The 23370-nt window shown below is 64.8% G+C and carries 22 protein-coding genes, 2 tRNA genes and 1 pseudogene; 12 read left to right on the forward strand and 13 right to left on the reverse strand.

Features of this window, described 5'->3' with window-relative positions:
- The first annotated feature begins 15 nt into the window (after window positions 1-15).
- The 5 genes from IB261_RS22245 to IB261_RS22265 are packed head-to-tail and all read left to right on the forward strand — an operon-like array spanning window position 16 to window position 4081.
- The gene (locus tag IB261_RS22245; protein ID WP_192224104.1) at window positions 16-825 is read left to right on the forward strand and encodes an alkaline phosphatase family protein; all 810 of its coding nucleotides are present in this window, start codon (window positions 16-18) and stop codon (window positions 823-825) included.
- Window positions 822-1664, forward strand: coding sequence for an ABC transporter permease (locus IB261_RS22250; RefSeq protein WP_015478217.1), 843 nt, complete (start codon window positions 822-824; stop codon window positions 1662-1664). Before IB261_RS22245 ends, IB261_RS22250 begins: the two co-directional genes overlap by 4 nt.
- Window positions 1648-2436 carry an ABC transporter permease gene (locus tag IB261_RS22255; protein WP_081520216.1) on the forward strand — a complete coding sequence of 263 codons (789 nt, stop codon included), beginning with the start codon at window positions 1648-1650 and terminating at the stop codon, window positions 2434-2436. The genes IB261_RS22250 and IB261_RS22255 overlap by 17 nt, the downstream gene beginning before the upstream one ends.
- Window positions 2433-3428: an ABC transporter ATP-binding protein gene (locus IB261_RS22260; RefSeq protein WP_192381130.1), complete on the forward strand. Its 996-nt coding sequence runs from the start codon at window positions 2433-2435 to the stop codon at window positions 3426-3428. The genes IB261_RS22255 and IB261_RS22260 overlap by 4 nt, the downstream gene beginning before the upstream one ends.
- A complete protein-coding gene (locus IB261_RS22265; RefSeq protein ID WP_081520214.1) occupies window positions 3428-4081 on the forward strand; it encodes an HAD family hydrolase in 654 nt (217 codons plus the stop codon). The genes IB261_RS22260 and IB261_RS22265 overlap by 1 nt, the downstream gene beginning before the upstream one ends.
- Window positions 4082-4108: 27 nt before the next feature.
- On the opposite strand, the gene IB261_RS22270 is transcribed toward IB261_RS22265, so the two are convergent.
- Window positions 4109-5275: a M50 family metallopeptidase gene (locus IB261_RS22270; protein ID WP_192381129.1), complete on the reverse strand. Its 1167-nt coding sequence runs from the start codon at window positions 5273-5275 to the stop codon at window positions 4109-4111.
- Between the two features lie 28 nt (window positions 5276-5303).
- On the reverse strand, window positions 5304-6266 hold the full coding sequence (locus IB261_RS22275) for an NAD(P)H-quinone oxidoreductase (protein ID WP_192209771.1): 963 nt from the start codon (window positions 6264-6266) through the stop codon (window positions 5304-5306).
- 138 nt (window positions 6267-6404) lie between these two features.
- Here IB261_RS22275 and IB261_RS22280 point away from each other — a divergent pair, with 138 nt between their 5' ends.
- Together IB261_RS22280 and IB261_RS22285 are read left to right on the forward strand one after the other, a co-directional pair.
- Window positions 6405-8483, forward strand: a complete 2079-nt coding sequence (locus IB261_RS22280) for a carboxy terminal-processing peptidase (protein ID WP_151187965.1) — start codon at window positions 6405-6407, stop codon at window positions 8481-8483.
- A gap of 91 nt (window positions 8484-8574) precedes the next feature.
- Window positions 8575-10323, forward strand: coding sequence for a bifunctional diguanylate cyclase/phosphodiesterase (locus IB261_RS22285; protein WP_151187966.1), 1749 nt, complete (start codon window positions 8575-8577; stop codon window positions 10321-10323).
- A gap of 1 nt (window position 10324) precedes the next feature.
- Here IB261_RS22285 and IB261_RS22290 read toward each other — a convergent pair whose 3' ends face one another.
- The 3 genes from IB261_RS22290 to IB261_RS22300 form a co-directional block, all read right to left on the reverse strand.
- On the reverse strand, window positions 10325-10741 hold the full coding sequence (locus IB261_RS22290) for a tetratricopeptide repeat protein (protein ID WP_225594682.1): 417 nt from the start codon (window positions 10739-10741) through the stop codon (window positions 10325-10327).
- A 70-nt stretch (window positions 10742-10811) separates the two neighbouring features.
- Complete coding sequence (locus IB261_RS22295) at window positions 10812-11177, reverse strand: hypothetical protein (RefSeq protein ID WP_081520209.1); 366 nt, start codon at window positions 11175-11177, stop codon at window positions 10812-10814.
- The gene (locus tag IB261_RS22300; protein WP_081520208.1) at window positions 11174-11491 is read right to left on the reverse strand and encodes a helix-turn-helix domain-containing protein; all 318 of its coding nucleotides are present in this window, start codon (window positions 11489-11491) and stop codon (window positions 11174-11176) included. Before IB261_RS22300 ends, IB261_RS22295 begins: the two co-directional genes overlap by 4 nt.
- An 85-nt stretch (window positions 11492-11576) precedes the next feature.
- Here IB261_RS22300 and IB261_RS22305 point away from each other — a divergent pair, with 85 nt between their 5' ends.
- Window positions 11577-12335, forward strand: a complete 759-nt coding sequence (locus IB261_RS22305; RefSeq protein WP_192381442.1) for a substrate-binding periplasmic protein — start codon at window positions 11577-11579, stop codon at window positions 12333-12335.
- Here the strand turns inward: IB261_RS22305 and IB261_RS22310 are convergent.
- The 4 genes from IB261_RS22310 to IB261_RS22325 all read right to left on the reverse strand — a co-directional run bounded on the left by IB261_RS22310 (window position 12323) and on the right by IB261_RS22325 (window position 14321).
- On the reverse strand, window positions 12323-12748 hold the full coding sequence (locus IB261_RS22310) for a YkvA family protein (protein WP_045210318.1): 426 nt from the start codon (window positions 12746-12748) through the stop codon (window positions 12323-12325). The two genes, IB261_RS22305 and IB261_RS22310, sit on opposite strands and share 13 nt — an antisense overlap.
- Window positions 12749-13122: 374 nt before the next feature.
- The gene (gene bamJ, locus IB261_RS22315; RefSeq protein WP_081520206.1) at window positions 13123-13869 is read right to left on the reverse strand and encodes a BamJ family beta-barrel-assembly machinery protein; all 747 of its coding nucleotides are present in this window, start codon (window positions 13867-13869) and stop codon (window positions 13123-13125) included.
- A 286-nt stretch (window positions 13870-14155) separates the two neighbouring features.
- Window positions 14156-14232, reverse strand: a tRNA-Asp gene (locus tag IB261_RS22320).
- Window positions 14233-14245: 13 nt separating this feature from the next.
- A tRNA-Val gene (locus IB261_RS22325) sits at window positions 14246-14321 on the reverse strand.
- 177 nt (window positions 14322-14498) lie between these two features.
- On the opposite strand from IB261_RS22325, the gene rdgC reads away from it, so the two are divergent.
- The 4 genes from rdgC to IB261_RS22345 all read left to right on the forward strand — a co-directional run bounded on the left by rdgC (window position 14499) and on the right by IB261_RS22345 (window position 17312).
- Entirely contained in the window at window positions 14499-15419 is a 921-nt protein-coding gene (gene rdgC / locus IB261_RS22330; RefSeq protein ID WP_017522054.1) for a recombination-associated protein RdgC, read from the forward strand.
- 72 nt (window positions 15420-15491) lie between these two features.
- Window positions 15492-16448, forward strand: a complete 957-nt coding sequence (locus IB261_RS22335; RefSeq protein WP_192381128.1) for a bile acid:sodium symporter family protein — start codon at window positions 15492-15494, stop codon at window positions 16446-16448.
- A gap of 134 nt (window positions 16449-16582) precedes the next feature.
- Entirely contained in the window at window positions 16583-16897 is a 315-nt protein-coding gene (gene sugE, locus IB261_RS22340; protein ID WP_017522056.1) for a quaternary ammonium compound efflux SMR transporter SugE, read from the forward strand.
- 205 nt (window positions 16898-17102) lie between these two features.
- Window positions 17103-17312, forward strand: coding sequence for a cold-shock protein (locus IB261_RS22345; protein WP_045210321.1), 210 nt, complete (start codon window positions 17103-17105; stop codon window positions 17310-17312).
- A gap of 63 nt (window positions 17313-17375) precedes the next feature.
- On the opposite strand, the gene IB261_RS22350 is transcribed toward IB261_RS22345, so the two are convergent.
- The 4 genes and pseudogenes from IB261_RS22350 to IB261_RS22365 form a co-directional block, all read right to left on the reverse strand.
- Entirely contained in the window at window positions 17376-19250 is a 1875-nt protein-coding gene (locus tag IB261_RS22350; protein WP_192381127.1) for an MFS transporter, read from the reverse strand.
- Window positions 19251-19417: 167 nt separating this feature from the next.
- A complete protein-coding gene (locus tag IB261_RS22355) occupies window positions 19418-21589 on the reverse strand; it encodes a TonB-dependent receptor family protein (RefSeq protein WP_192381126.1) in 2172 nt (723 codons plus the stop codon).
- Window positions 21590-21794: 205 nt separating this feature from the next.
- Entirely contained in the window at window positions 21795-22646 is an 852-nt protein-coding gene (locus tag IB261_RS22360) for a helix-turn-helix transcriptional regulator (RefSeq protein WP_192224097.1), read from the reverse strand.
- Between the two features lie 66 nt (window positions 22647-22712).
- Window positions 22713-23311, reverse strand: a pseudogene (locus IB261_RS22365) (GNAT family N-acetyltransferase).
- Window positions 23312-23370: the final 59 nt, after the last annotated feature.

Below are 23370 nucleotides of genomic sequence, written 5' to 3' on the forward strand. Positions count from 1 at the left end.
ACGAAGGCCCCGCCCATGCGCCACGACGTCATCCTGGTCGTCCTCGACGGCCTCAACTACAGCGTCGCCCACGACTGCATGGGCCACCTGCAGGCCCTGTGCAACGCCGGCCGCGGCCAGCTCTACCGGCTCGAATGCGAGCTGCCTTCACTGTCGCGCCCGTTGTACGAATGCATTCTCACCGGCGTGCGCCCGATCGACAGCGGCATCCTGCACAACGACGTGTCGCGCCTGTCCAACCAGCGCAGCCTGTTCCACTACGCCCGCGATGCCGGCCTGACCACCGCGGCGGCGGCCTACAACTGGGTCAGCGAGCTGTACAACCGCACGCCGTTCGACCCGGCGCGCGACCGTCATACCGACGACGAATCCCTGCCGATCCAGCACGGCCACTTCTACTGGACGGACCACTACCCCGACTCGCACCTGTTCACCGATGCCGAGTCGCTGCGCCGCCGGCATGTGCCGAACTGCCTGCTGGTGCACCCCATGAACATCGACGACGCCGGCCACAAGCATGGCCTGGGCACGCCGCAGTACCGCAACAGCGCGCGGCACGTCGACATCATCCTCTCCGAGTACCTGCACCAGTGGCTGGCCGCCGGCTACCAGGTGATGGTCACCGCCGACCACGGCATGAACGACGACCGCAGCCACGGCGGCATCCTCCCCGAGGAGCGCGAAGTGCCGCTGTTCGTCTTCGGCGAGGCGTTCAGCCTCGATGACCAGGCACGCCCGCGCCAGATCGAACTCTGCGGCACGCTGTGCGAAATCCTTGGCGCCGCCCACGACAAACCGGTCTGCCGGGAGTTGCTCAAGGCATGAGATCGAACACCGGAAAACTCTTCGCCCTGCTCTGCCTGCTGCCCTTCGCGCTGTTCTTCTTCGCCTTCCAGCTCGCGCCACTGCTGTGGGTGATGATCAACAGCGTGCGCACCGGCGACGGCTGGGGCCTGGGCAACTTCAGCGAAATCTTCGGCTCGCCGTTCTACCTGCAGGCGATCCGCTACAGCCTGGAGATTTCTGTCTGGTCGAGCCTGATCGGGCTGGCCATCGCCATCCTCGGCAGCTACTCGCTGCGCCAGGTGGACAGCAAGCTGCGCGACTTCGTGATGGCCTTCGCCAACATGACCAGCAATTTCGCCGGTGTGCCGCTGGCCTTCGCCTTCATCATCATCCTGGGCTTCAACGGTGCCATCACGCTGCTGCTGAAACAGGCGGGGATCATCGAGGACTTCAACCTCTATTCGAAGACCGGCCTGATCATCCTCTACACCTACTTCCAGATTCCCCTGGGGGTGATGCTGCTCTACCCGGCCTTCGACGCCCTGCGCGAAGACTGGCGCGAGTCCGCCGCGCTGCTGGGCGCCAGCCAGTGGGCGTTCTGGCGGCACATCGGCATCCCGGTGCTGACGCCTGCGCTGCTGGGCACCTTCGTCATCCTGCTGGCCAACGCGCTGGGCGCCTACGCCACGGTCTACTCGCTGACCACCGGCAACTTCAACGTGGTGCCGATCCGCATCGCCGGGCTGGTCTCGGGCGACGTGTTCCTCGACCCGAACATGGCCAGTGCGCTGGCGATGGTGCTGGTCGGCCTGATGAGCATCATTACCCTGGCCCACCAGTGGCTGCTGCGCCGGAGCTACCATGTCGAGAAACGCTAGTCCGCTGTACCACCGAGTGGTGGTCTATGCGCTGTTCCTGATCCTGCTGGTGCCGCTGGCCGCCACCCTGCTCTACTCGCTGGCCACCTCGTGGAGCGCCAGCGTGCTGCCGGACGGGCTGACCCTGAAGTGGTTCCTGACGCTGTGGAGCGACCCGCGCTTCCTCGTCGCCTTCGGCCAGTCGCTGCTGGTGTGCTTCGGCGCGCTGATCCTCAGCGTGGCGCTGGTGCTGCCGCTGATGTTCGTCATCCACTACTACTTCCCGCGCCTGGACGCGCTGATGAACGTGCTGATCCTGCTGCCCTTCGCGGTGCCGCCGGTAGTGTCGTCGGTCGGCCTGCTGCAGCTCTACGCCTCGGGCCCGGCGCCCATCGTCGGCACGCCGTGGATCCTCATCGGCTGCTACTTCACCATCGCCCTGCCCTTCATGTACCGGGCGATCAGCAACAACCTGCAGGCGATCAACCTGCACGACCTGATGGACGCCGCCCACCTGCTCGGCGCCAGCACCTGGCAGGCCGCCCTGCTGGTGGTGCTGCCGAACCTGCGCAAGGGCCTGATGGTGGCGCTGTTCCTGTCCTTCAGCTTCCTCATCGGCGAGTTCGTCTTCGCCAACCTGCTGGTGGGCACCCGCTACGAGACGCTGCAGGTGTTCCTCAACAACATGCGCAACAGCAGCGGCCACTACACCAGCGCGGTGGTGGTCTCCTACTTCCTCTTCGTCCTGCTGCTCACCTGGGCGGCGAACAGACTTAACAAGGACAAGACATGAGCTTCCTCAGCGTCGAGACACTGAACAAGAGCTACGGCAGCACCACGGTATTCCAGGACATCGACTTTGCCGCCGAGCGCGGCGAGTTCGTCACCCTGCTCGGCCCCAGCGGCTGCGGCAAATCCACCCTGCTGCGCTGCATCGCCGGTCTCACTGCCGTAGACAGCGGGCGCATCCTGCTGGACGGCGAGGACATCGTGCCCAGGAGCCCGCAGAAGCGCGGCATCGCCATGGTGTTCCAGAGCTACGCGCTGTTCCCCAACATGACCGTGGAGCAGAACGTTGCCTTCGGCCTGCGCATGCAGAAGGTGCCGGCTGCGGAGTCAACCCAGCGCGTGCGCGAAGCGCTGGAAATGGTCGAGCTCGGCCCGCTGGCGGCGCGCTATCCGCACCAGCTGTCCGGCGGTCAGTGCCAGCGCGTCGCCCTGGCTCGCTCGCTGGTCACCCGCCCGCGCCTGCTGCTGCTCGACGAGCCGCTGTCAGCGCTGGACGCGCGCATCCGCAAGCACCTGCGCGAGCAGATCCGCCGCATCCAGCAGGAGCTGAAACTGACCACGGTGTTCGTCACCCACGACCAGGAAGAAGCCCTGACGCTGTCCGATCGCATCGTGCTGATGAACGCCGGGCGCATCGTCCAGAGCGGCGACGCCGAGACGCTCTACACCGCGCCGGAAAACGCCTTTGCCGCCGGTTTCATCGGCAACTACAACCTGCTCGACGCCGCCCAGGCAACCAAGCTGCTGGACCGCCCGTTCCGCCAGCAGGTGGCGATCCGCCCCGAGTCCCTGCGCCTGAGCGTGGAGCCGGGCGAAGGCATCCCGGTTCGGGTACTCTCCCACAGCCTGCTGGGCAACGTGATCCGCTACCGGGTCGACGCCAGTGGCGTCGAGCTGACCGTGGACGTCCTCAATCGCAGCGCCGAGCGGCTGTACCCGGCCGGCACCCAGCTCGGCCTGCAAATCGACCTTGAAAGCATTCGGGAGGTGGCCTGATGGCCCTGGTGATATTCGACCTCGACGACACCCTGATCGACGGCGACTGCGCGAGCCTGTGGAGCCAGCGCATGGCCGATCTCGGCTGGGTGGACGCGGAGTCGTTCCTCAAGCGCGACGCCGAACTGATGGCGCTGTACGCGCAGGGCAAACTGCCCATGGAGGACTACATGGCCTTCGCCCTGGAACCGATGGCCGGGCGCAGCGTGGATGAGATCGAGCGGGAAGTGGCAACCTTCGTCGAGGACGTGATCGAGCCCCTGATCCACACCGATGCCTGCGCCAGCCTCGCCCGCCACCGCGAGGCTGGCGACCGTCCGCTGGTGATCTCCGCCTCGGGCGTACACCTGGTCCAGCCCATCGCCGAACGCATCGGCATCGACGAAGTGCTGGCCATTGACCTGGAAGTACTCAACGGCCACTACACCGGCCGCACCGAGGGCGTGCTGACCTACCGCGAAGGCAAGGTGCTGCGCCTGCTCGACCTGCTGGAGGGCGACGACAGCGCGCTGGCTGACGCGCACTTCTACTCCGACTCGCGCAACGACCTGCCGCTGCTCAAGCTGGTGGGCAAGCCGCACGTGGTGAACGCTGACCCGGTTCTGCTGGAGCACGCGCAGAAGATGGGCTGGGACGTTCTGAACTGGAAGTGAACCCGCCGCGCCGGTCTGCCTGAACCGTCAGGCCGGCAACAGCTCCAGCAGATGCTTCTGCATGCGCAGCTCTTCCGTCTCCTGGGAGAGGTCCGGTGATAGCCGGGCAAAAGCCACCGCTCGCTCAAGCTGGCGGCGAAACTCCTGTTGATCCCCCGCCGCCGCAGCGCGCACTGCCAGACAGCGCGCCCAGATGCTCGCGTACTCGCGCTGCAGGCGCTGTGGCAACAACTCGTCGAACAGCCCGAGCGCACTTCCAGACGCAACGGCCTGAGCGAACGCCAGCTCGGCGCTGATCAACCTGAGCATGTCATACAGCACCTTCTGCAGCGCATCAGGAAGTGCATTGCGCTGCACCTGGAAGAATGAATCCAGCGTGGCGGCCTCCTGCCAGCGGCCCTGGATCTGCAGCGCACGCAGACGGATGTAGAGTGCCACCAGCGGCATCGGTGACTCCTGGGATTCCAGCAGCTGCAGGTCCGCCTCGGGCAGCTGGTCCGCACACAGCCCCGAGCAGGACAGCCCCATCAGGCGCGCGAAGGCCAGTTGCGGATGCGCCGCATCCATCCCGCGCCACCAGCGCAGCATCCACAAGCCATCGCTGACCTGCCTGAGCCTGCCCTGTACCGGCAACAGATTGGCAACGCCCATGCAGGCATTGGTCGCCGCCACCGCGAGCAGGAAGCCCTGCACAGGACCGTCCTCCAGCGCCAGCGAAACCAGTCCTGCGAGCCCTGCCACGAGCAGGTTCGCCAACGGCCCACCGGCATTGAACCAGACATGCTGCCGCCGCCAGGGACCACGCGGGTCGGCGAAAGCCATCACATAGCCAGCGAGTTTCTGCGGGTGCTTCGGCTGCCGGCTGAATGTCCAGCCCCGGCGGCGCATGCGGAAATCCCAGCGGCCGACGCGCAGGCGCATCACCGTCATGCCCCCCAGGCGGGCGCCCAGGAGATGTCCGAATTCGTGCACGAAAATGGACTGGTAGATGGCCACGAAACCGAGCAGCAGACCGGGGACGATCCACACCGATTCGGCAGGCATCGAGAGCATGCTCAGTGCCATGCCCAGCGCGCCCGTCGCCCCCCCGAGGATGATCGTCAGCATCCGCAGGGGCGTGTTGAGCCACTCGGGCAATGACCAGAGATCGGCAGCATTGCCGATCTTGCTTTGCGACATCCCTGTCTCGCTCATGGCTGCGCTCCCTGCGCCTTGCGCCTGATCAGCTCAGGCTTTCGTCGATCAGCACCACCACCTTGCCCTGCACCTGGTTGCTCGCCAGGGCATCGAACGCGCTCTGCGCGTCTCGGACCGGGAAGGTGCGTTCCAGTTGCGGGCTCAACTTGCCGGATTCGAACAGCGGCCAGACCTTCTGTCCCAGCTCGGCGATCAGCTGCGCCTTGTAGTCGGCGTCGCGCGAACGCAAGGTCGAGCCGATCAGCTGGACACGCTTGCCCAGCAGCAGGGCCAGGTCCAGTTCGGCCTTGCGACCGCCCATCAGGCCAATGACCACCCATCGACCGTCGCGGCCGAGGATTTCCAGGTCCAGCTTGGCGTAGTTCGCGCCAACAGGGTCGAGGATCACATCGAAGGGAGCGAAATCCCGAAGCGATTCGAGGCTCTCGCCGCGCAGGGCGCCGCCCTCGGCACCGAGGCCTTCGCAATAGGCGAGACGGTCGGCCGAACCGACGCTCACCCAGCACGGGCTGCCGAAGGCCTTGCACAGCTGGATGCCGGCCGAGCCGACGCCGCTGGCGCCCGCGTGCAGCAGGACTTTCTCACCGGGCTGCAGCGCACCGAGCATGAACAGGTTCAGCCACGCCGTGGCGTACACCTCCGGCAGCGCGGCGGCCTCGGCCAGGCTCAGGCCCGCAGGCACCGGCAGCGCATGACGCTCGTCCACCACCACTTCCTCGGCCATGCCGCCACCGGCCAGCAGGGCACAGACGCGGTCGCCCACCTGCCAGGTGCTGCCGGCGCCGACCTCGGTCACCACGCCGGAACATTCCAGGCCGATGATGTCGCTCGCCCCCGGCGGCGGCGGGTAGAGACCGGCCACCTGCAACAGGTCGGCGCGGTTGAGTCCCGCGGCGGCGACCTGGATGCGGATCTGTCCCTGTGCGCAAGTCGGGTTCGGGCGCTCGGCCCACTCCACTCGCCCTTCGATGCCTTGCAATGCGTTCACGCTGCCTCCATAGTGACTTCGCAGGGCCCGATCCGTAAGGTCGGGCCCTTTCTTCGCGCCGAATTCACCTGCGATTGAACCCGGCGCCGCCAATTAAGGCCTAATATGCGTCATAACTCCGCGATCAGTCGAATCAGCATGAAGCGATTTTTGCCCCGTACCGCCCTGTTGTTCATCCTCGGCGCCACCGCCTTTTCCTCGTTCGCGGCGACCACCAGCCCGAACGTCTGGGACGGCCTGCAGCCCGACCGGGATCAAGTGATCGCCAGCCTCAACATCGTTGAGCTACTCAAGCGCCATCACTACAACAAGCCGCCGCTGAACGACGAGCGCTCGGCGAAAATCTACGACAGCTACCTGAAGACACTCGACCCGGCGCGCATGTACTTCACCGCCGCCGACATCGACCAGTTCGCGCCCTGGCGCACCCAGTTCGACGACTTCCTGAAAAGCGGCGAACTGGAGCCCGGCTTCACCATCTACAAGCGTCACCTCGACCGCCTGAAGGAGCGCCTGGACTTCGCCCTGGCCACCCTGAACAAGGGCGTCGACAAGATGGACTTCAACACCGACGAATCGCTGGAAATCGACCGCGAGAAATCGCCCTGGGCGAAAGACAGCACCGCGCTCGACGACCTGTGGCGCAAGAAGGTGAAGGACGAAGTCCTGCGCCTGAAGATCGCCGGCAAGGACAACAAGGCCATCCAGGAGCAGCTGACCAAGCGCTACAAGAACCAGCTGATGCGCCTGGAGCAGACCCGCAGCGAAGACATCTTCCAGGCCTACATCAACGCCTTCGCCCAGACCTACGATCCGCACACCCAGTACCTGTCGCCGGACAGCGCGGAAAACTTCGACATCAACATGTCTCTCTCGCTGGAAGGCATCGGCGCCGTACTGCAGAGCGACAACGACTACGTCAAGGTCGTGCGCCTGGTACCGGCCGGCCCCGCCGAGAAGAGCAAGCAGATCGCCACCTCCGACAAGATCATCGGCGTCGCCCAGGGCAAGGGCGAGATGGTCGACGTGGTCGGCTGGCGTCTGGATGAAGTGGTCAAGCTGATCCGCGGCCCGAAAGGCTCGCAGGTCCGTCTGGAAGTGATCCCGTCGACCAACGCGCCGAACGACCAGACCAGCAAGATCGTCACCATCACCCGCGAGGCGGTGAAGCTGGAAGACCAGGCGGCGAAGAAGTCGGAAATCACCATCGACCACGAAGGCAAGAACTACAAGCTGGGCATCATCGACGTGCCCGCGTTCTACCTCGACTTCAAGGCCTACCGCGCTGGCGACCCGGACTACAAGTCCACCACCCGCGACGTGAAGAAGCTCATCGCCGAACTGCAGAAGGACAAGGTCGACGGTATCGTCATCGACCTGCGCAACAACGGCGGCGGCTCCCTGCAGGAAGCCACCGAGCTGACCGGCCTGTTCATCGACCAGGGCCCGACCGTGCTGGTGCGCAACAGCGACGGCCGTGTCGACGTGCTCAACGATGACGAGGGCAAGGCCTTCTACACCGGCCCGATGACCGTGCTGGTCAACCGCCTGTCCGCCTCGGCTTCGGAGATCTTCGCCGGCGCCATGCAGGACTACCACCGCGCGCTCATCGTCGGTGGCCAGACCTTCGGCAAGGGCACCGTGCAGACCATCCAGCCGCTCAACCATGGCGAGCTGAAGCTGACCCTGGCCAAGTTCTACCGCGTCTCCGGTCAGAGCACCCAGCACCAGGGCGTGATCCCGGACATCGCCTACCCGTCCATCGTCGACGACAAGGAAATCGGCGAGAGCGCCCTGCCCGACTCCATGCCGTGGGACACCATCAAGCCCGCGCTGAAGGCCCAGGCCGATCCGTTCAAGCCGTTCCTCGACCAGCTGCGCACCCGCCACGACGCGCGTACCGAGCACAACGCGGACTTCGTCTATGCCCGCGAGCGTCTCGCCCTGGCCCAGGAGCTGATGAAGGAGAAGACTGTCAGCCTCAACGAAGCCAAGCGTCGCGCCCAGCAGACCAGCATCGAGAATCGCCAGCTGGCCATGGAGAACGCCCTGCGCAAATCCAAGGGCCAGGAGCCGCTCAAGGAGCTGAAGAAGGAAGACGAGAACACCCTGCCGGAAGAGGACAAGACCAAGCCGCAGGACGACGCCTACCTCACCGAATCCGGGCACATCCTGATCGATTACCTGAATCTGGACTCCCAGGTCGCCAAACACTGATCGGATGTAATCAAACAGTCATGACGCTGTCGTGAAATGCACAGGGCCGGGAAACCGGCCCTTTTGCTTTTTACAGCCACCGAGAACCGTCATGACCGTCACCGAGCAGTTGAGCGCGCTGGACCAGATCCTCGCTCACGGCGACCTGCACTGCCTGTTCCAACCCATCCTGTCGCTTTCGGAAAGGCGCCTGGTGGGCTATGAAGCCCTCACCCGCGGCCCGTCCAATGGCCCCCTGCACTCGCCATTGCCGCTGTTCAGCATCGCCCGCAGCAGCGGCCGCCTCAGCCAGCTGGAGCTGCTCTGCCGACGCAAGGCCTGCGCACGCTTCCGCGACCTGAAGCTGGAGGGCAAGCTGTTCCTCAACGTGTCCCCGGAATCCCTGCTGGAACCGACCCACCAGCCCGGCCGCACGCTGCAGTTGCTGCAAACCTTCGGCATCTCGCCCAGCGACGTGGTGATCGAGCTGACCGAGCAGACCCCCATCGAGGACTTCAGCCTCCTCGACACCGCGCTGCACCACTACCGCGCCATGGGCTTCTCCATTGCGCTGGACGACCTGGGCGCCGGCTATTCCAGCCTGCGCCTGTGGTCCGAGCTGCGCCCCGACTACGTGAAGATCGACCGTCACTTCATCGAAGGCATCCACCTGGATGCGGTGAAGCGCGAGTTCGTCGGCTCGATCCTGAAGATGGCCCACGCCTCCCGCGCCCAGGTGATTGCCGAAGGCATCGAGATTCCGGAAGAGCTGGCGGTGCTCTCGGAGATGGGCGTGGACCTGGTACAGGGCTACCTGCTCGGCCGCCCCAACGAAACTCCGCCGCGCGATGCGCGCGCCCTGCTGCCGGAAGTGGACAACGCCGGCGCACTGCTCGCCGAGGATCAGTCCGATCTCGAACCGCTGCTGCTGGAGCAACCGGCCGTGCGCGACAGCACGCCCATCGGCGATGTGCTGGAAGCCTTCCGCGCCCAGGCCAACCTGAACTCTTTGGCCGTGCTGGACCGCGATGACCAGCCGGTGGGCATTGTCCACCGGCACGCGCTGGCCGACGCGCTGCTCAAGCCCTTCGCGCCGGAGCTGTATGCACGCAAACCGATCAGCCGGTTGATGAGCGACGACTTCCTCGCCGTGGAGCGTAGCCAGTCGCTGCAGCAGGTCAGCCGCCTGCTCACCAGTCGTGCGCGGCAGCGCATCGAGGAAGACTTCATCATCACCCTGAACGGCCGCTACCTCGGCCTGGGTCGGGTGATCGACGTGCTAAAGCTGATTACCGAGCAGAAGATCCGCCAGGCCCGGCATGCCAACCCACTGACCCTGTTGCCGGGTAACGTGCCCATCCAGCAGTGCCTGGCGCGCCTGCTGCAACAGGGCCGCGAGGCCGTGGTGTGCTACGTCGACATCGACAGCTTCAAGCCCTTCAACGATCTCTACGGCTACGCGCGCGGCGACGAAGTCCTGCTGTGCCTGGCGCAGTGCCTGGGCGAGCGGGTGGACCCGACGCGGGACTTCGTCGGCCACATCGGCGGCGACGACTTCATGCTGGTGCTGGGCACGCAGGACTGGCGCGAACGCCTCAATCACCTGCTGGAGGATTTCCAGGGACAGTGCCGGCGCTTCTATAGCCGCGAGCATCTGGACGCAGGCTGCTTCGTCGCGCACAACCGCCAGGGGCGGCGCGAGGAATATCCCTTGCTGTCACTGTCGATTGGCGTGGTGCACGTGAAGAGCGGCGCCGGGCAGCGCCTGGATGCCAGCCAGTTGGCCGGGCTGGCCTCGGAGGCCAAGCGCCACGCGAAGAACATGCCCGGCTACAGCCTGCACATCCTCACGGCCGAGTGAATCAGAGGCCCAGCTCTCGGGCGCGCGTTTCGTAGTGCTCGGCCTGGGCATCATCGGGCTCCAGCCCGGGGCCGCCGCTGCGATACAACTCGCCGAGCTTGCGCGCCGCCAGCGGGTGGCCCGCCTCGGCTGCCTGGCCCCAGTAACGCGCGGCTTCCTGCGCATCAGCGGCATGGCGGGTATCACCCTTGAGCGCTTGCACACCTACCTGGTAGGCCGCCTTGTGGTCGCCCTCTGCCGCAGCGAGACGCAGCAGACGCAACCCTTCCTCGCGAGCGCCAAAACCCTGTCCGCGGAACAGCAGCAGATGTCCGTAGAAGCTCTGCGCCCCAACATCTCCCAGAGCGGCCATGCGCGAAAACTGGCCCTGCATCCAGGCCCAGGAACGCGGCTGGCGAACCATCCACGGCCAGCCCATCAGGCGTCGCGCCAGGGCGTAACTCAACCGCGCTCGCAGGCGCCAGAACAGCTCGCGGGGTGTCGCCACGTCAGAGTTCCTCGGGGTACTCGAACTCGAAGACGCGCGCGACTTCCGCCGCATGCCAGCCGGCGGCAGCGGGGCCGTCCGGGGCGCCGGAGAAACGCCCCAGGCGCTCGACATACTCGAAGAAACCGGTACGCGGCAGGCGGCTGGCGCCCTGGCTGATCACCAGCGAGCTGCGCAGCGGACGACCACCGCGGGCATCCAGCGCAGCCAGGTGTTCCAGCGCGGCGGTCAGCACGGTCATCGCCGGGGTCGGCAGTTGCAGGCGCTCGATCAGCGCGCGGTAGGTGAGCAGATGGCGTTGGCGGCGGGCATCTTCCAGCTCGCCGAGCAGGCCTTCCCAATGCTTGCGACTGATCTGCACGCTCAAGAAGCGGACTCCCCAGTGCCCAGGGCACGACGCAGGCCATGCTGGATGGCGTCGCTGGCTTCGCGCTCGCCGTTCTCGATCTGTCCCAGGTAGGACGGGCTTATACCCACCGAACGCGCCAGCGTCTCAATGGATAAGCCTCGGGCTTCACGCAGTGTTTTCCAGTCCGGCTTCTCGTCGAGTGCCGGGGCGGCAACGGGTTTGACGACCTGGGCGACACCACGGCCGGCGGCAGCCAGCAGGGCCTGGTATTCGGCCCAGGGAACCACGGCGTACTCCGCTTCGCCGTCACGCATGATGACTTGAACGTTCATGACAACACTCCTTGCAGGCGGCCATCTTAACAGCCTGATGCGCGCCTGTGCCGGCTATACTGCGCAGCGCCTCTCGCCACCAGACATGGGGACCGACTTGCAGCGCCTCCTTCCATTCTGCCTATGCCTGGCCAGCACACTGTGTGGCGCCGAGGAACTGCGCTGGGGCTATTCGCCAAGCAACGGCATGCCCTACGCAGAAAGTATCGACCATGAATTGGCACCTGGCTTCATTCGCGATCTGGGCGAAAGCGTCGGACAGCGCCTGGGGCTCGAGGTTCGCTTCGTGGAAACGCCGGACAAGCGCGCAGAACCGGCGCTCGCCCAGGGTGCGATCCATCTGCTGTGCATCAACAATCCGCAGTGGATGAAGGCGCCGGAGAAGCTGCACTGGTCGCCGAGTCTGTTCGAGGAAGAGGATGCCCTGGCCCAGCGTGCGGACGCGCCGCCAGTGGAAAACCTCGCGCAGCTGCACGACATCCGCATCGGCACCAGCCTGGGGTATGTCTACCCCGCCCCGCTGATGCAGGCCTTCGCCGAAGGGCGGGTGAAACGCGCCGACGTGCGCGACCTTGATACCCGCCTGCACATGCTCGAAGCCCATCGCCTGGACGCACTGATCGAGATGCGCCGCCCGCTGGAATTCCTCCTCGCACAGCACCATGAACTGCCCGTGGCGATCAACAGCAGCAATGTGCAGCGCTACTCCATCTACTGCTCGTACGGCCCGGCGCTGCCGCTACCCGCCGAGCGACTGGATGCCGTGCTGCAGGCGATGGTGAATGACGGCTCGATCCAGCGCCTGCTTGGCGAACAGACGGCGCGGCTGGGTCAGAGGCGCTGAATCGCTTCAGGCGGCGGGAGTTGCTTCAGGGCTTCGCGGGTTTCCACGCCTTGCGCATCGCGCCAGACCTTGAAGGCATCGATCTCCGATTGCCAGCGACGAATCACCCAGGCCAGCACCGCAAGGTCATCGAGAAAACCGACGCCCAGCAGCCAGTCAGGCACCAGGTCCACCGGCGAGAGGAAGTACAACAGCGCCGCCACTACCGAGACCAGCGCCTGGGAGCTGATGCCACGGTAATCGCCGCGCACCCAGGCCACCAGCAACTCCTGCAGCAGCTTCAGGTCGGTCTTGGCCAGCTTCACCCGGCCACTCTTGCGCGACACCGCAAACAGCAGCGCCGGCAATCTCCCACCAGCGATGAAACGGCTGGCGAGCTTCAGGAAACGGTCAAATCCCGGAGGCTTTTTCATCGACTCACCTCGATAGGAAGATTCGTACAGGGCTGGTTAAGGTTATCCACCTTTCCTGTGGATAACTCTGTTGAAAGCCACCCCCCACATCGCCAAAACGCCCGAGCCACGAGGCCTGCAGACAGATCGGCGATTTTTTGTTCAGCCCTGTAAATGCGTTAAAAATCATGCAGTTGCGGCTAAGCGATGGGCCCGCCAATGTCAAGGGGAGGACATTGTTTCATCTGCGTCAAATATGTGCATAAGGGTAACACCGGCCCCAAGGTTACTCCCTTTCAGACCCGGCGGTCAGCGCAGCGTTCCAGAGCGCTTCCAGCACAAATGAAAACGCCCCGAGGGTAACGGGGCGTTTTCTCTGGTACGAAGGTACTCAGTTACTGCTTGGGCGCTTCCGCGGCCGGGGCAGGAGCTTCGGCTTCAGGCTGGTTCGGGTCCTTGATGGCCAGCAGTTCCAGGTCGAACACCAGGACCGAGTTGGCCGGGATGGTCGGGCTCGGGCTCTGGGCGCCGTAGGCCAGCTCGCTCGGGATGAAGAGCTTGATCTTCTCGCCGACGTGCATCAGTTGCAGGGCTTCGACCCAACCCGGAATCACGCCGCCAACCGGCAGGTCGATCGGGCTGCCACGCTGGATGGAACTGTCGAAGACCGTACCATCGACCAGCTTGCCTTCGTAGTGAACGGTGACGACGTCGGTGGCCTTGGGCTGCGCGCCGTCGGCTTTCTTCACGACTTCGTACTGCAGGCCGGACTTGGTGGTGACCACGCCCTCACGCTTGCCGTTTTCCTCGAGGAATTTCTTGCCGGCTTCCAGGGCCTCGGAATTCTTCTTGGCGACCTGCTCTTCAGCGCGCTTCTGCAGGGCGGTGAAGGCTTCGGTCAGCTCTTCGTCGGTCAGCTTCTGCTTCTGCTTGCCAACGGCGTCTTCGATACCCAGGGCGACGGCTTTCGAATCCAGGTCATTCATGCCTTCCTGGGCGAGGCTCTTGCCCATGTTCAGGCCGATGCCGTAGGAGGCTTTCTGCGCAGGAGTCTTGAGTTCCACTTCGGCGGCCTGTTTGTCGCAGCCCGCGAGAACCAGGCCGACCAGCGCGATCGCTGCCGCCAACCGATGTTGTTTCATGCTGAATCCTTGTCTTTGCGCCGTCATGGCTGAAGTAATGAAGCCGCGAGCTTATCAGGCGCTCGTGGCCAGTGGCTATGGGCAATAGGAACCACTACCGGGGGAGAAGTTCCCACAGCAAACTTATAAGAAAATTAACAGGATAAGTCAGACGGCCAGCACGGAATCACTGTGATCGAAACGGGCAACTTTCGACAGGAAGCTTCGCAGGAAAGCCAATTGCAGATAAAAAAGGCAGGCAAAGAAAAAGCCCTCAGGTATTGCTACCTGAGGGCTTTTCGAATTGTGGCGCAGCGGACGGGACTCGAACCCGCGACCCCCGGCGTGACAGGCCGGTATTCTAACCGACTGAACTACCGCTGCGTCGGACCTCGAGTGGTGGGTGATGACGGGATCGAACCGCCGACCCTCTGCTTGTAAGGCAGATGCTCTCCCGGCTGAGCTAATCACCCTTCGTCTCGAAGTGGGGCGCATTCTACGGAGGACATTGATACCTGGCAAGCCCCCCGATGAAAAAAATTTTCAGATGTTCCAAAGGCTTAGATGAAGAGTGCGAATGACGAAACGGGGTTGGCCTGAACCGCGCCGAACGGAATAATGCACCCTTTGTGTCCAGGAGTTAGCCCCTCATGTGGTTCCGCAACCTGCTCGTATACCGCCTCACCCAGGATCTGCAGATCGACGCCGATGCCCTGGAGAAAGCCCTGGCCAGCAAGCCGGCGCGCTCCTGCGCCAGCCAGGAACTGACCACCTACGGTTTCTCCGCGCCTTTCGGCAAGGGCCCGGACGCCCCGCTGGTGCATGCCAGCGAGGGCTTCTTCCTGGTCAGCGCGCGCAAGGAAGAGCGCATCCTCCCCGGCAGCGTCGTGCGTGACGCGCTCAAGGAGAAGGTCGACGAGATCGAAGCTGCGCAAATGCGCAAGGTCTACAAGAAGGAACGCGACCAGCTCAAGGACGAGATCGTCCAGACCCTCCTGCCGCGCGCCTTCATCCGCCGTTCGGTGACCTTCGCCGCCATCGCCCCGAGCCTCGGCCTGATCCTGGTCGACACCTCCAGCGCGAAGAAGGCCGAAGACCTGCTGTCGACCCTGCGCGAAGCCCTGGGCTCGCTGCCGGTTCGCCCGCTGACCGTGAAGACCGCGCCGACCGCCACCCTGACCGACTGGGTGAAGACCCAGGAAGCCGCCGGCGACTTCTTCGTCCTCGATGAGTGCGAGCTGCGTGATACCCACGAAGACGGCGGTGTGGTGCGCTGCAAGCGCCAGGACCTGACCAGCGAGGAAATCCAGCTGCACCTGACCTCCGGCAAGCTGGTCACCCAGCTGTCCCTGGCCTGGTCGGACAAGCTGTCCTTCGTCCTCGACGACAAGGTCGCGATCAAGCGCCTGCGCTTCGAAGACATGCTGCAGGAGAAGGCTGAACAGGACGGTGGCGAAGATGCCCTCGGCCAGCTCGACGCCAGCTTCACCCTGATGATGCTGACCTTCGCCGAGTTCATCCCGGCGCTGATCGAAGCACTCGGTGGCGAGGCGATGCCCGAAGGCATCTGATGCCCCGGCAGGCGCCGCGTCCGCGCGGCGCCTGACAACACAACAAGGCCCACATAAAAAGAAGGACGGCCCATGCGTGCTCTCATCCTGCTCAGCCGCTTCATGGGCAACACCTTCGCCCTCTGGGTGCTGCTCTTCGCCATCCTGGCGTTCTTCGTTCCCTCCCTGTTCACCCCGCTCACCGTCGCCATCGTGCCCATGCTCGGCGTGGTGATGTTCGGCATGGGCCTGACGCTCAAGGTCGAGGACTTCGCCGAAGTCGCCCGACATCCCTGGCGCGTCACCCTCGGGGTGATTGCCCATTTCGTCATCATGCCCGGCATGGCCTGGCTGCTCTGCCAGTTGATGCACCTGCCGCCGGAAATCGCCGTCGGCGTCATCCTGGTCGGCTGCTGCCCCAGCGGCACCGCGTCCAACGTGATGACCTGGCTGTCACGCGGTGACCTGGCGCTGTCGGTGGCCATCGCGGGCGTGACCACCCTCCTCGCCCCGCTGCTCACCCCGGCACTGATCTGGCTGCTGGCCTCGGCGTGGCTGCCGGTCTCCTTCGGCGCACTGTTCTGGTCGATCCTGCAGGTCGTCGTGGTGCCCATCGTCCTAGGCCTCGCTGCCCAGCGCCTGCTCGGCGCGCGGGTGCGTCACGTGGTGGACGTGCTACCGCTGATTTCGGTGATATCCATCGTGATCATCGTCGCCGCCGTGGTCGCCGCCAGCCAGGCGAGGATCGCCGAATCCGGCCTGCTGATCATGGCCGTGGTGATCCTGCACAATGGCTTCGGCTTCCTGCTCGGCTACTTCACCGCCAAGGTCTTCGGCCTGCCGCTGGCGCAGCGCAAGTCTCTGGCGCTGGAAGTCGGCATGCAGAACTCCGGCCTTGGCGCGGCCCTGGCCAGCGCACACTTCTCGCCGCTGGCGGCAGTGCCCAGCGCACTGTTCAGCGTCTGGCACAACATCTCCGGCGCGACGCTTTCCACCTGGTTCCGCCGCATGACCGACGAGCCATCGGTCCGGGAAAAAGCCCCGCAATAGGGCAGAAAACCGGCGCCGGCTTGCCCGGCGCACCGGTTTTGTGCAAAATACTGCACATTGTGAGGACGACCTCACCACCTTCCGGTGCTCCAGCGGGGACGGCCCTCCATACCATCCACCGTCTGGAGAGCTCCATGTCCTGGATCATTCTGTTCGTCGCCGGCCTGTTCGAAGTCGCCTGGGCCGTCGGATTGAAATACACCGAAGGTTTCACCCGTCCGATACCGACCGCTCTGACCGTGCTGGCGATCATCACCAGCATGGGGCTGCTTGGCCTGGCCATGAGAAATCTGCCGCTGGGCACCGCCTACGCCATCTGGACCGGCGTCGGCGCGGTGGGCACCGTCATCGTCGGCATCGTGCTGTTCGGCGAGTCCATGGCGCCGGTACGCCTGCTCAGCGTTGCGCTGATCCTGTGCGGACTGGTCGGCCTGAAATTGAGCCACTGACGCTGTATCGGTTCTCGATACCGGCGGGCTGTCGCTTTCCCGAAAATTTGTCGGTATGCTGCGGGCCACTGTGTTTGCTTGGGTCACTGTGGCTCGTGACCAGGCGGGGCCACGCCCCGCCAACCGGCTTCGACTGCACCTTGCAACTCAGGACGAGCGCGGACTTTTCCGCAAAACAATATTCAATTGTTCAAGGTGTATTTCCATGTCGAATCGTCAGACCGGCACCGTCAAGTGGTTCAATGACGCCAAGGGCTTCGGCTTCATCACTCCGGAAAGCGGCAACGATGTCTTCGTGCACTTCCGCTCCATCCAGGGCACCGGCTTCAAATCGCTGCAGGAAGGCCAGAAGGTCTCCTTCGTTGTGGTTGAAGGCCAGAAGGGCCTGCAGGCTGACGAAGTTCAGGTTATCTGAACCGCGACACGCCCATGAAAAAGCCCCGGCATTGCCGGGGCTTTTTCTTTGCGGCGAGAACGATCAGCGCGCCGCACCCCGCAGCACGGCGACCTGCTCCTGCAGCGCCAGCCGCTGGGCATCCTCCGGTGCCACCGGCTGGCCGGCCACCAGGCAGACCCGCGACCACAGGCGACGGAAGAAGCCCTTCTGCGGATCGCGGCTGAAGAAGCTGCCCCACAGCCCCTGCAGCGCCATCGGAATCACCGGCACCGGGGTCTCTTCGATGATGCGCTCCACGCCACCGCGGAACTCGTTCATCTCGCCGTCCAGGGTCAGCATGCCCTCGGGGAAGATGCACACCAACTCCCCTTCCCGCAGGTACTCGGCGACCTTGGCGAAAGCCTTCTCGTAAGTCTCGGCGTCTTCGTTACGCCCGGCGATGGGCACCGCGCCCGCGGTGCGGAAGATGAAGTTGAGCACCGGGATGCGGAAGATCTTGTAGTACATGACGAAGCGCACCGGGCGACGCACGGAACCGGCGATCAGCAGCGCATCGACGAAGGACACGTGGTTGCACACCAGCACGGCCGGGCCTTCATCGGGGATGGCTTCGAGGTTGCGGTGGTCGACCCGGTACATCGAGTGGGTCAGCAGCCAGACCAGGAAGCGCATGGTGAACTCGGGAACGATCTTGAAGATGTACACGTTCACCGCGACGTTCATCAGCGAGAGCACGAGGAACAGTTCGGGGATCGACAGCTTCGCCACCGACAGCAGCAGGATCGAGACGATCGCCGCGACCACCATGAACAGCGCGTTGAGGATGTTGTTGGCGGCGATCACCCGTGCGCGCTTGTCCTCCTCGGTGCGTGCCTGGATCAGCGCGTACAGCGGCACGATGTAGAAGCCGCCGAAGATGCCGATGCCGAGGATATCCGCCAGCACCGCCCAGGACTGCGAATGCTCCAGCACCGCCAGCCAGTTGTAGGGCTGCTCGCCCTGCGGGAAGCCGCCCGAATGCCACCACAGCAGGATGCCGAAAAGGCTCAGGCCGATGGAGCCGAAGGGCACCAGGCCGATCTCCACCTTTTTGCCGGAGAGCTTTTCGCACAGCATCGAGCCCAGCGCGATACCGACCGAGAACACGGTGAGGATCAGCGTCACCACGCTCTCGTCGCCGTGCAGCAACTCCTTGGCATAGGTCGGGATCTGCGTCAGGTAGACCGCGCCGAGGAACCAGAACCAGGAGTTGCCCACCAGCGAGCGCGACACCGCCGGGCGCTGGCGCAGGCCGAGCAGGAGGATGCTCCAGGACTGGCGGAAGATGTTCCAGTCGACCTTCAGGTCCGGCAGTGCGGCGGCCGCCCGGGGGATATTGCGGCTGGCAAGGAAACCGCAGACGGCGACCAGCACCACCGCTGTGCCGACGCCGGCGGCGTAGTCCTGCCGCGACATCAGCACGCCGGCGCCAATGGTGCCGCAGAGGATGGCGAGGAAGGTCCCCATTTCCACCAGGGCGTTGCCGCCGACCAGTTCGTCCTCGCGCAGGTGCTGCGGCAGGATCGAGTACTTCACCGGGCCGAACAGCGCCGAGTGGGTGCCCATGGCGAACAGCGCGAGGAACAGCAGCGGCAAGCTGCCGAACACGAAGCCCGCGGCGCCCACTGCCATGATCACGATCTCGGCCAGCTTCAGCGCGCGCATCAGCGCATCCTTGTTGAACTTCTCGCCGAACTGTCCGCCCAGGGCGGAGAACAGGAAGAACGGCAGGATGAACAACAACGCGCAGAGGTTGACCAGCAGGTTGCGGTCACCGCCGACGGTGAGGTGGTAGAGGATCGCCAGGATCAGCGACTGCTTGAAGATGTTGTCGTTGAACGCACCCAGCAGCTGGGTGATGAAGAAGGGCAGGAATCGCTTGGTGCCCAGCAGGGCGAATTGCGAGTGTTGAGACATCGTCCTTGTATACCTGCGTAGCGGCCTTGAGCCGGAATGACAGCACGGATATGACGGCAACAGCGTGAAGAAAAGCCACATTTCCCGCACAAATCCATTCGAACCGTGCAAACCGGGCAAGAAAAAACCCGTCGCGAAGGACGGGCTTTTCAATTACCGGGATGACCTCAGAAGCCGACGCTGCCCTGCACGTAGAAGGTGCGCGGCTCGCCGAGGTAGATACCGGCGTTGTTGTCGCTGGAGCGGGTGTAGTTCATCTGGTCGAAGAGGTTCTTCACCCCGGCGGCAAGCTTCAGGTTCGACGCCTGAGGACCGAAGTCGTAGCCCACGCGGGCATTCCACAGCACATAGCCGGGGATGTCGCCGTACTGGCCATCGGCGGTCGGCTCGGTGATGTAGTTGCCGGTGAAGCTACCGTTGGCGTTGGTGGTCGGGCCAGGCGCGCGCTGCTTCGACTGGGCGAAGCCGTCGAAGTTGTAGGTCCAGCGGTCATGCTCGTAGCGCAGGCCGATGGTCGCCACCTGGCGCGAATAGAGCGGCAGGTCGCGGCCCTTGAAGCCGGGGATCTCGCCTTCGTAGGTCGCGCGGGTGTAGGTCAGGGTGCCGTAGGCGGTCAGGCCGGCGAGTACCGGGTCGAGCGCAGCCATATCGTAGTGCGCAGAGGTCTCGATACCCTGGTGCTTGGTGGCGCCCAGGTTGGTCCAGCCCACGTCGTTGCTGATGTACTGCAGTTCGTCGTCGAAGTCGATGTAGAACAGTGTGACTTCGCCACCCCAGGTGCCGTTGTCGTAGCGGGTGCCCACTTCGTAGGTCTTCGCCTTCTCCGGCTGCAGGCCGCTGGCAGTGTCGTTGCCGCTGCCACCCTGGCCGAGCTGGAAGTACTGCAGGCTGCCGAAGGAGGTCTCGTAGTTGGCGAACAGCTTCCACTCGTCCGACAGGTGATACATCACCGCCAGCGCCGGCAGCGGCTCGTTGTAGTCCTTGCTGCGGTTCTTTTCCTGGACCGGCTTGCCCTTGTTGTCGATCACCGGGCGCTCGTGCCAGTCGGTGGAGATGCGCTCGAAGCGAATGCCCGGGGTGACGGTCCAGTTGCCCACGTCGATCTTGTCGTCGAGGTAGATGGCGTTCGCCTCGGTGCCGCCGGTGCGGTCCTGGTAGGTGTGGCCGTCACCGCCGGGAGTCGGCAACGTGGTCGGGATGTTGTTGATCAGCGCGACCTGGCTGGCGCGCTCGTGCATCGCCTCCTTCAGGTAGCGGTAGCCAATGCTCGCTTCCTGGGTGGTCGGACCGACCATGAAGATCCTCGACACGCGCGGCTCGATACCGAAGGTGTGGTAGTCGCGCGGGTACGACGCCAGGGTCTTGAGGTCGCGGTTGGCGATGGTGCTGCCGCGGAAGCTGTCGCTGTAATAGGTCAGCACTTCCACTTGCGTGAGGTCGTCGATCTGCCGCTTGTACTTGAGCGAGACGTCCTTGCGGCGGCCGGTGAAGTTGTCGTAGTCGCGCACCGACTGGTACGGGTCCTTGTCGAACTGCGCCTGGGTCAGGCCGCCGGGCATGTCGGCGCTGCCATCGTAGTAGTGGAAGTTGGCGGAGAACTCGTCAGCGTCTGTGGGGGCCCAGTGGGTCTTGAACATCACGTCGTCGATATCGGTGGCGTCATTGCTGTCGCGGTAGCCCGCGCCTTTCACGCCCGAGTACAGCAGTGCAGCGCCCATGCCGTTGTCGGCGGTGCCGCCGAGGAAGGCGTTGTAGAGCTTCTTCCAGCCGCCGTGGGAAGCGGTTTCCACGGTGCTGCCGACGTCGCCGGAGAATTCCTTGGGAATCGCGCGGGTGACGAAGTTGATCACCCCGCCGACGTTCTGCGGTCCGTAGCGCACGGAGCCGGCGCCACGCACGACGTCGACGCTGTCGAGGTTGCCCACCGACAGCGGGAACATCGACAACTGCGGCTGGCCGTAGGGCGCCACGGCGGCCGGGACGCCATCGATGAGCACGGTGGAGCGCGGCGACAGTCGCGAGGTCAGACCGCGCACGCCGACGTTGAGGGAGACATCACTGCCGCCGGTGCCATTGTTGTCCTGCACCTGCACGCCGGGAATGCCGCGCAGCACATCGCGCACGTTCTGTGCGCCTTCTTCGATCATCTGCTCGCGACGCACCACGGTGCGCGCGCCGGGGTGGTTCTGTACCACCTGCTGGTCGGCCTCGCCGAGCCAGTCACCGACCACGGTAACGGTCTCCAGCTCCTTGGTCTCTTCCTCGGCCTGCGCTGGCAGCAGCGGCGTGGCCAGGGCTACGGCGATCGCCAGGCGCGACCACGAACGAACGTGCGACATGCTTCCCCCTCCCCGGGTACTTCGTGAAGGGGCGGGAAATTAGAACTGATTGTAAATTTTGTAAATGCAAATGTATCGCAAATGACAAAATATTCCGGTTGACTCAGATTCTCTTTTCGGCATCTCGAACGACTGTTCATCAGCCACGGCAATAGGCCAGCAGCCCTTCGGTGACGGGCTCTGGCCAATAACGACGCCGGAAAAATCAGACGGGGCGGAAAGATCGCGCACAGGCCTGGCGGTATTCGCCGGGGCCGACGCCATAGGCCTGCTTGAACTGCCGGCTGAGGTGACTCTGGTCGGCGAAACCGAGCTGCATCGCCACATTCACCGGCATGCAGCCCTGCTTGAGCAGCGCCCTTGCCTGCTCCAGCCGGCGCTGCTTGAGCCAGGCATGTGGCGGCAGGCCGGTGGCCTTGCGGAACACGCGGGCGAAATGGAAAGGCGACAGCCCGACGGCAGCGGCCAGCTCTTCCAGCGACGGCGGCTCCATCAACCGCGAACCGAGCAGCTCGCGGGCGCGGGCCACAGCCACGGGCTCATTGCCCGCCGGCGGTGCCTCGGGAATCCGTGCGTGACGCTGGAACAGCAGCAGGAGCGCCTCGCGCCAGCAGGTCTGGCGCTGCAGCACGGTAGCGTCGGAATCCACCAGGCGGTGGGCGGCGAACAGCGCCTGCACCAGCTCCGGGTCGAACACCACGCTGGCATCGAACGACGGCGTACCGCCTCCGCCCAGCTCCAGCTCCTCCAGCACGCCGGACACCTGCGCCAGCTCCGGGTAGAAGCCGCGGTAGCGCCAGCCGGCCTCGTCGGCCTTGGAACCGGTGTGCACCTCGTCGGGGTTGATCAACACCACGCTGCCGGCCGGGGCGAAGTGCTCGGCGCCGCGATGGTGAAAGCGCTGTGCGCCCTGCTCGATCATGACGAAGGCGAAGCCTTCATGGACGTGGGGCGAGAACACCTGCTCGATATAGCGCGCGTGCAGCAGCTCGACGCCACCCAGCTCCTGGGCGCGCCAGAAGCGGGTGCGTTCGCCACTCGCGTCGTGTTCTGCCATGGTCCTGCCTCGATGTCGCACCGCCGCTCCTGCGAGCGGGCGGGTCGGTCACCTTACACCGCCCCTTCAGCCGTTGAAACCAGCTTCCAGCGCCGCCTTCACCTGCGGCCATTCCTGGTCGGTGATGCTGTAGAGGATGGTGTCGTCCAGCCGCCCGCCGGCCAGGCGCCGGTGGTTGCGCAGCACTCCCTCGCGCACCGCGCCGAGCTTCTCGATGGCACGCTGGGAGCGCTCGTTGCTGGCGGCGGTCTTGAACTGCACGCGGACCATCTTCCAGCTATCGAAGGCGTGGCGCAGCATCAGGTACTTCATGGTGGCGTTGAGGCCGCTGCCGTGCTGGGCCTGGTCCAGCCAGGTGGCGCCGATCTCGCAGGCCGGCAGCGCCGGGAGGAAGTCCATGAAGCGCGTGGTGCCGACGATCTGGTTGCCCAGCCGCACCACCAGCGGCAGCGCACGGCCCTCGCGCTGGTCGGCCAGGCCCTGGCGGTACCAGTCCGGGCGCCCCGGCGCGCTCATGAACTGCAGGACGTCGCGGTTCTGCTCCGCCAGCGTCACCAGGTCCGGCACGTCGGCCTCCACCATCGGCTCCAGGCGCAGGGCCCCGCGCTGCAAGGTGATGGGTAACGGTCTGAACATGGCGCCCTCCTCGAAACACGACGCGAAATCTTCGCTCACATCAGAGCGTAGCGGCCGGCTGAAGTGCCGCGCGCCGGATGGCGCTCGA

The sequence above is a fragment of the Pseudomonas sp. PDM20 genome (assembly GCF_014852575.3).
Classification (GTDB): Bacteria; Pseudomonadota; Gammaproteobacteria; order Pseudomonadales; family Pseudomonadaceae; genus Pseudomonas.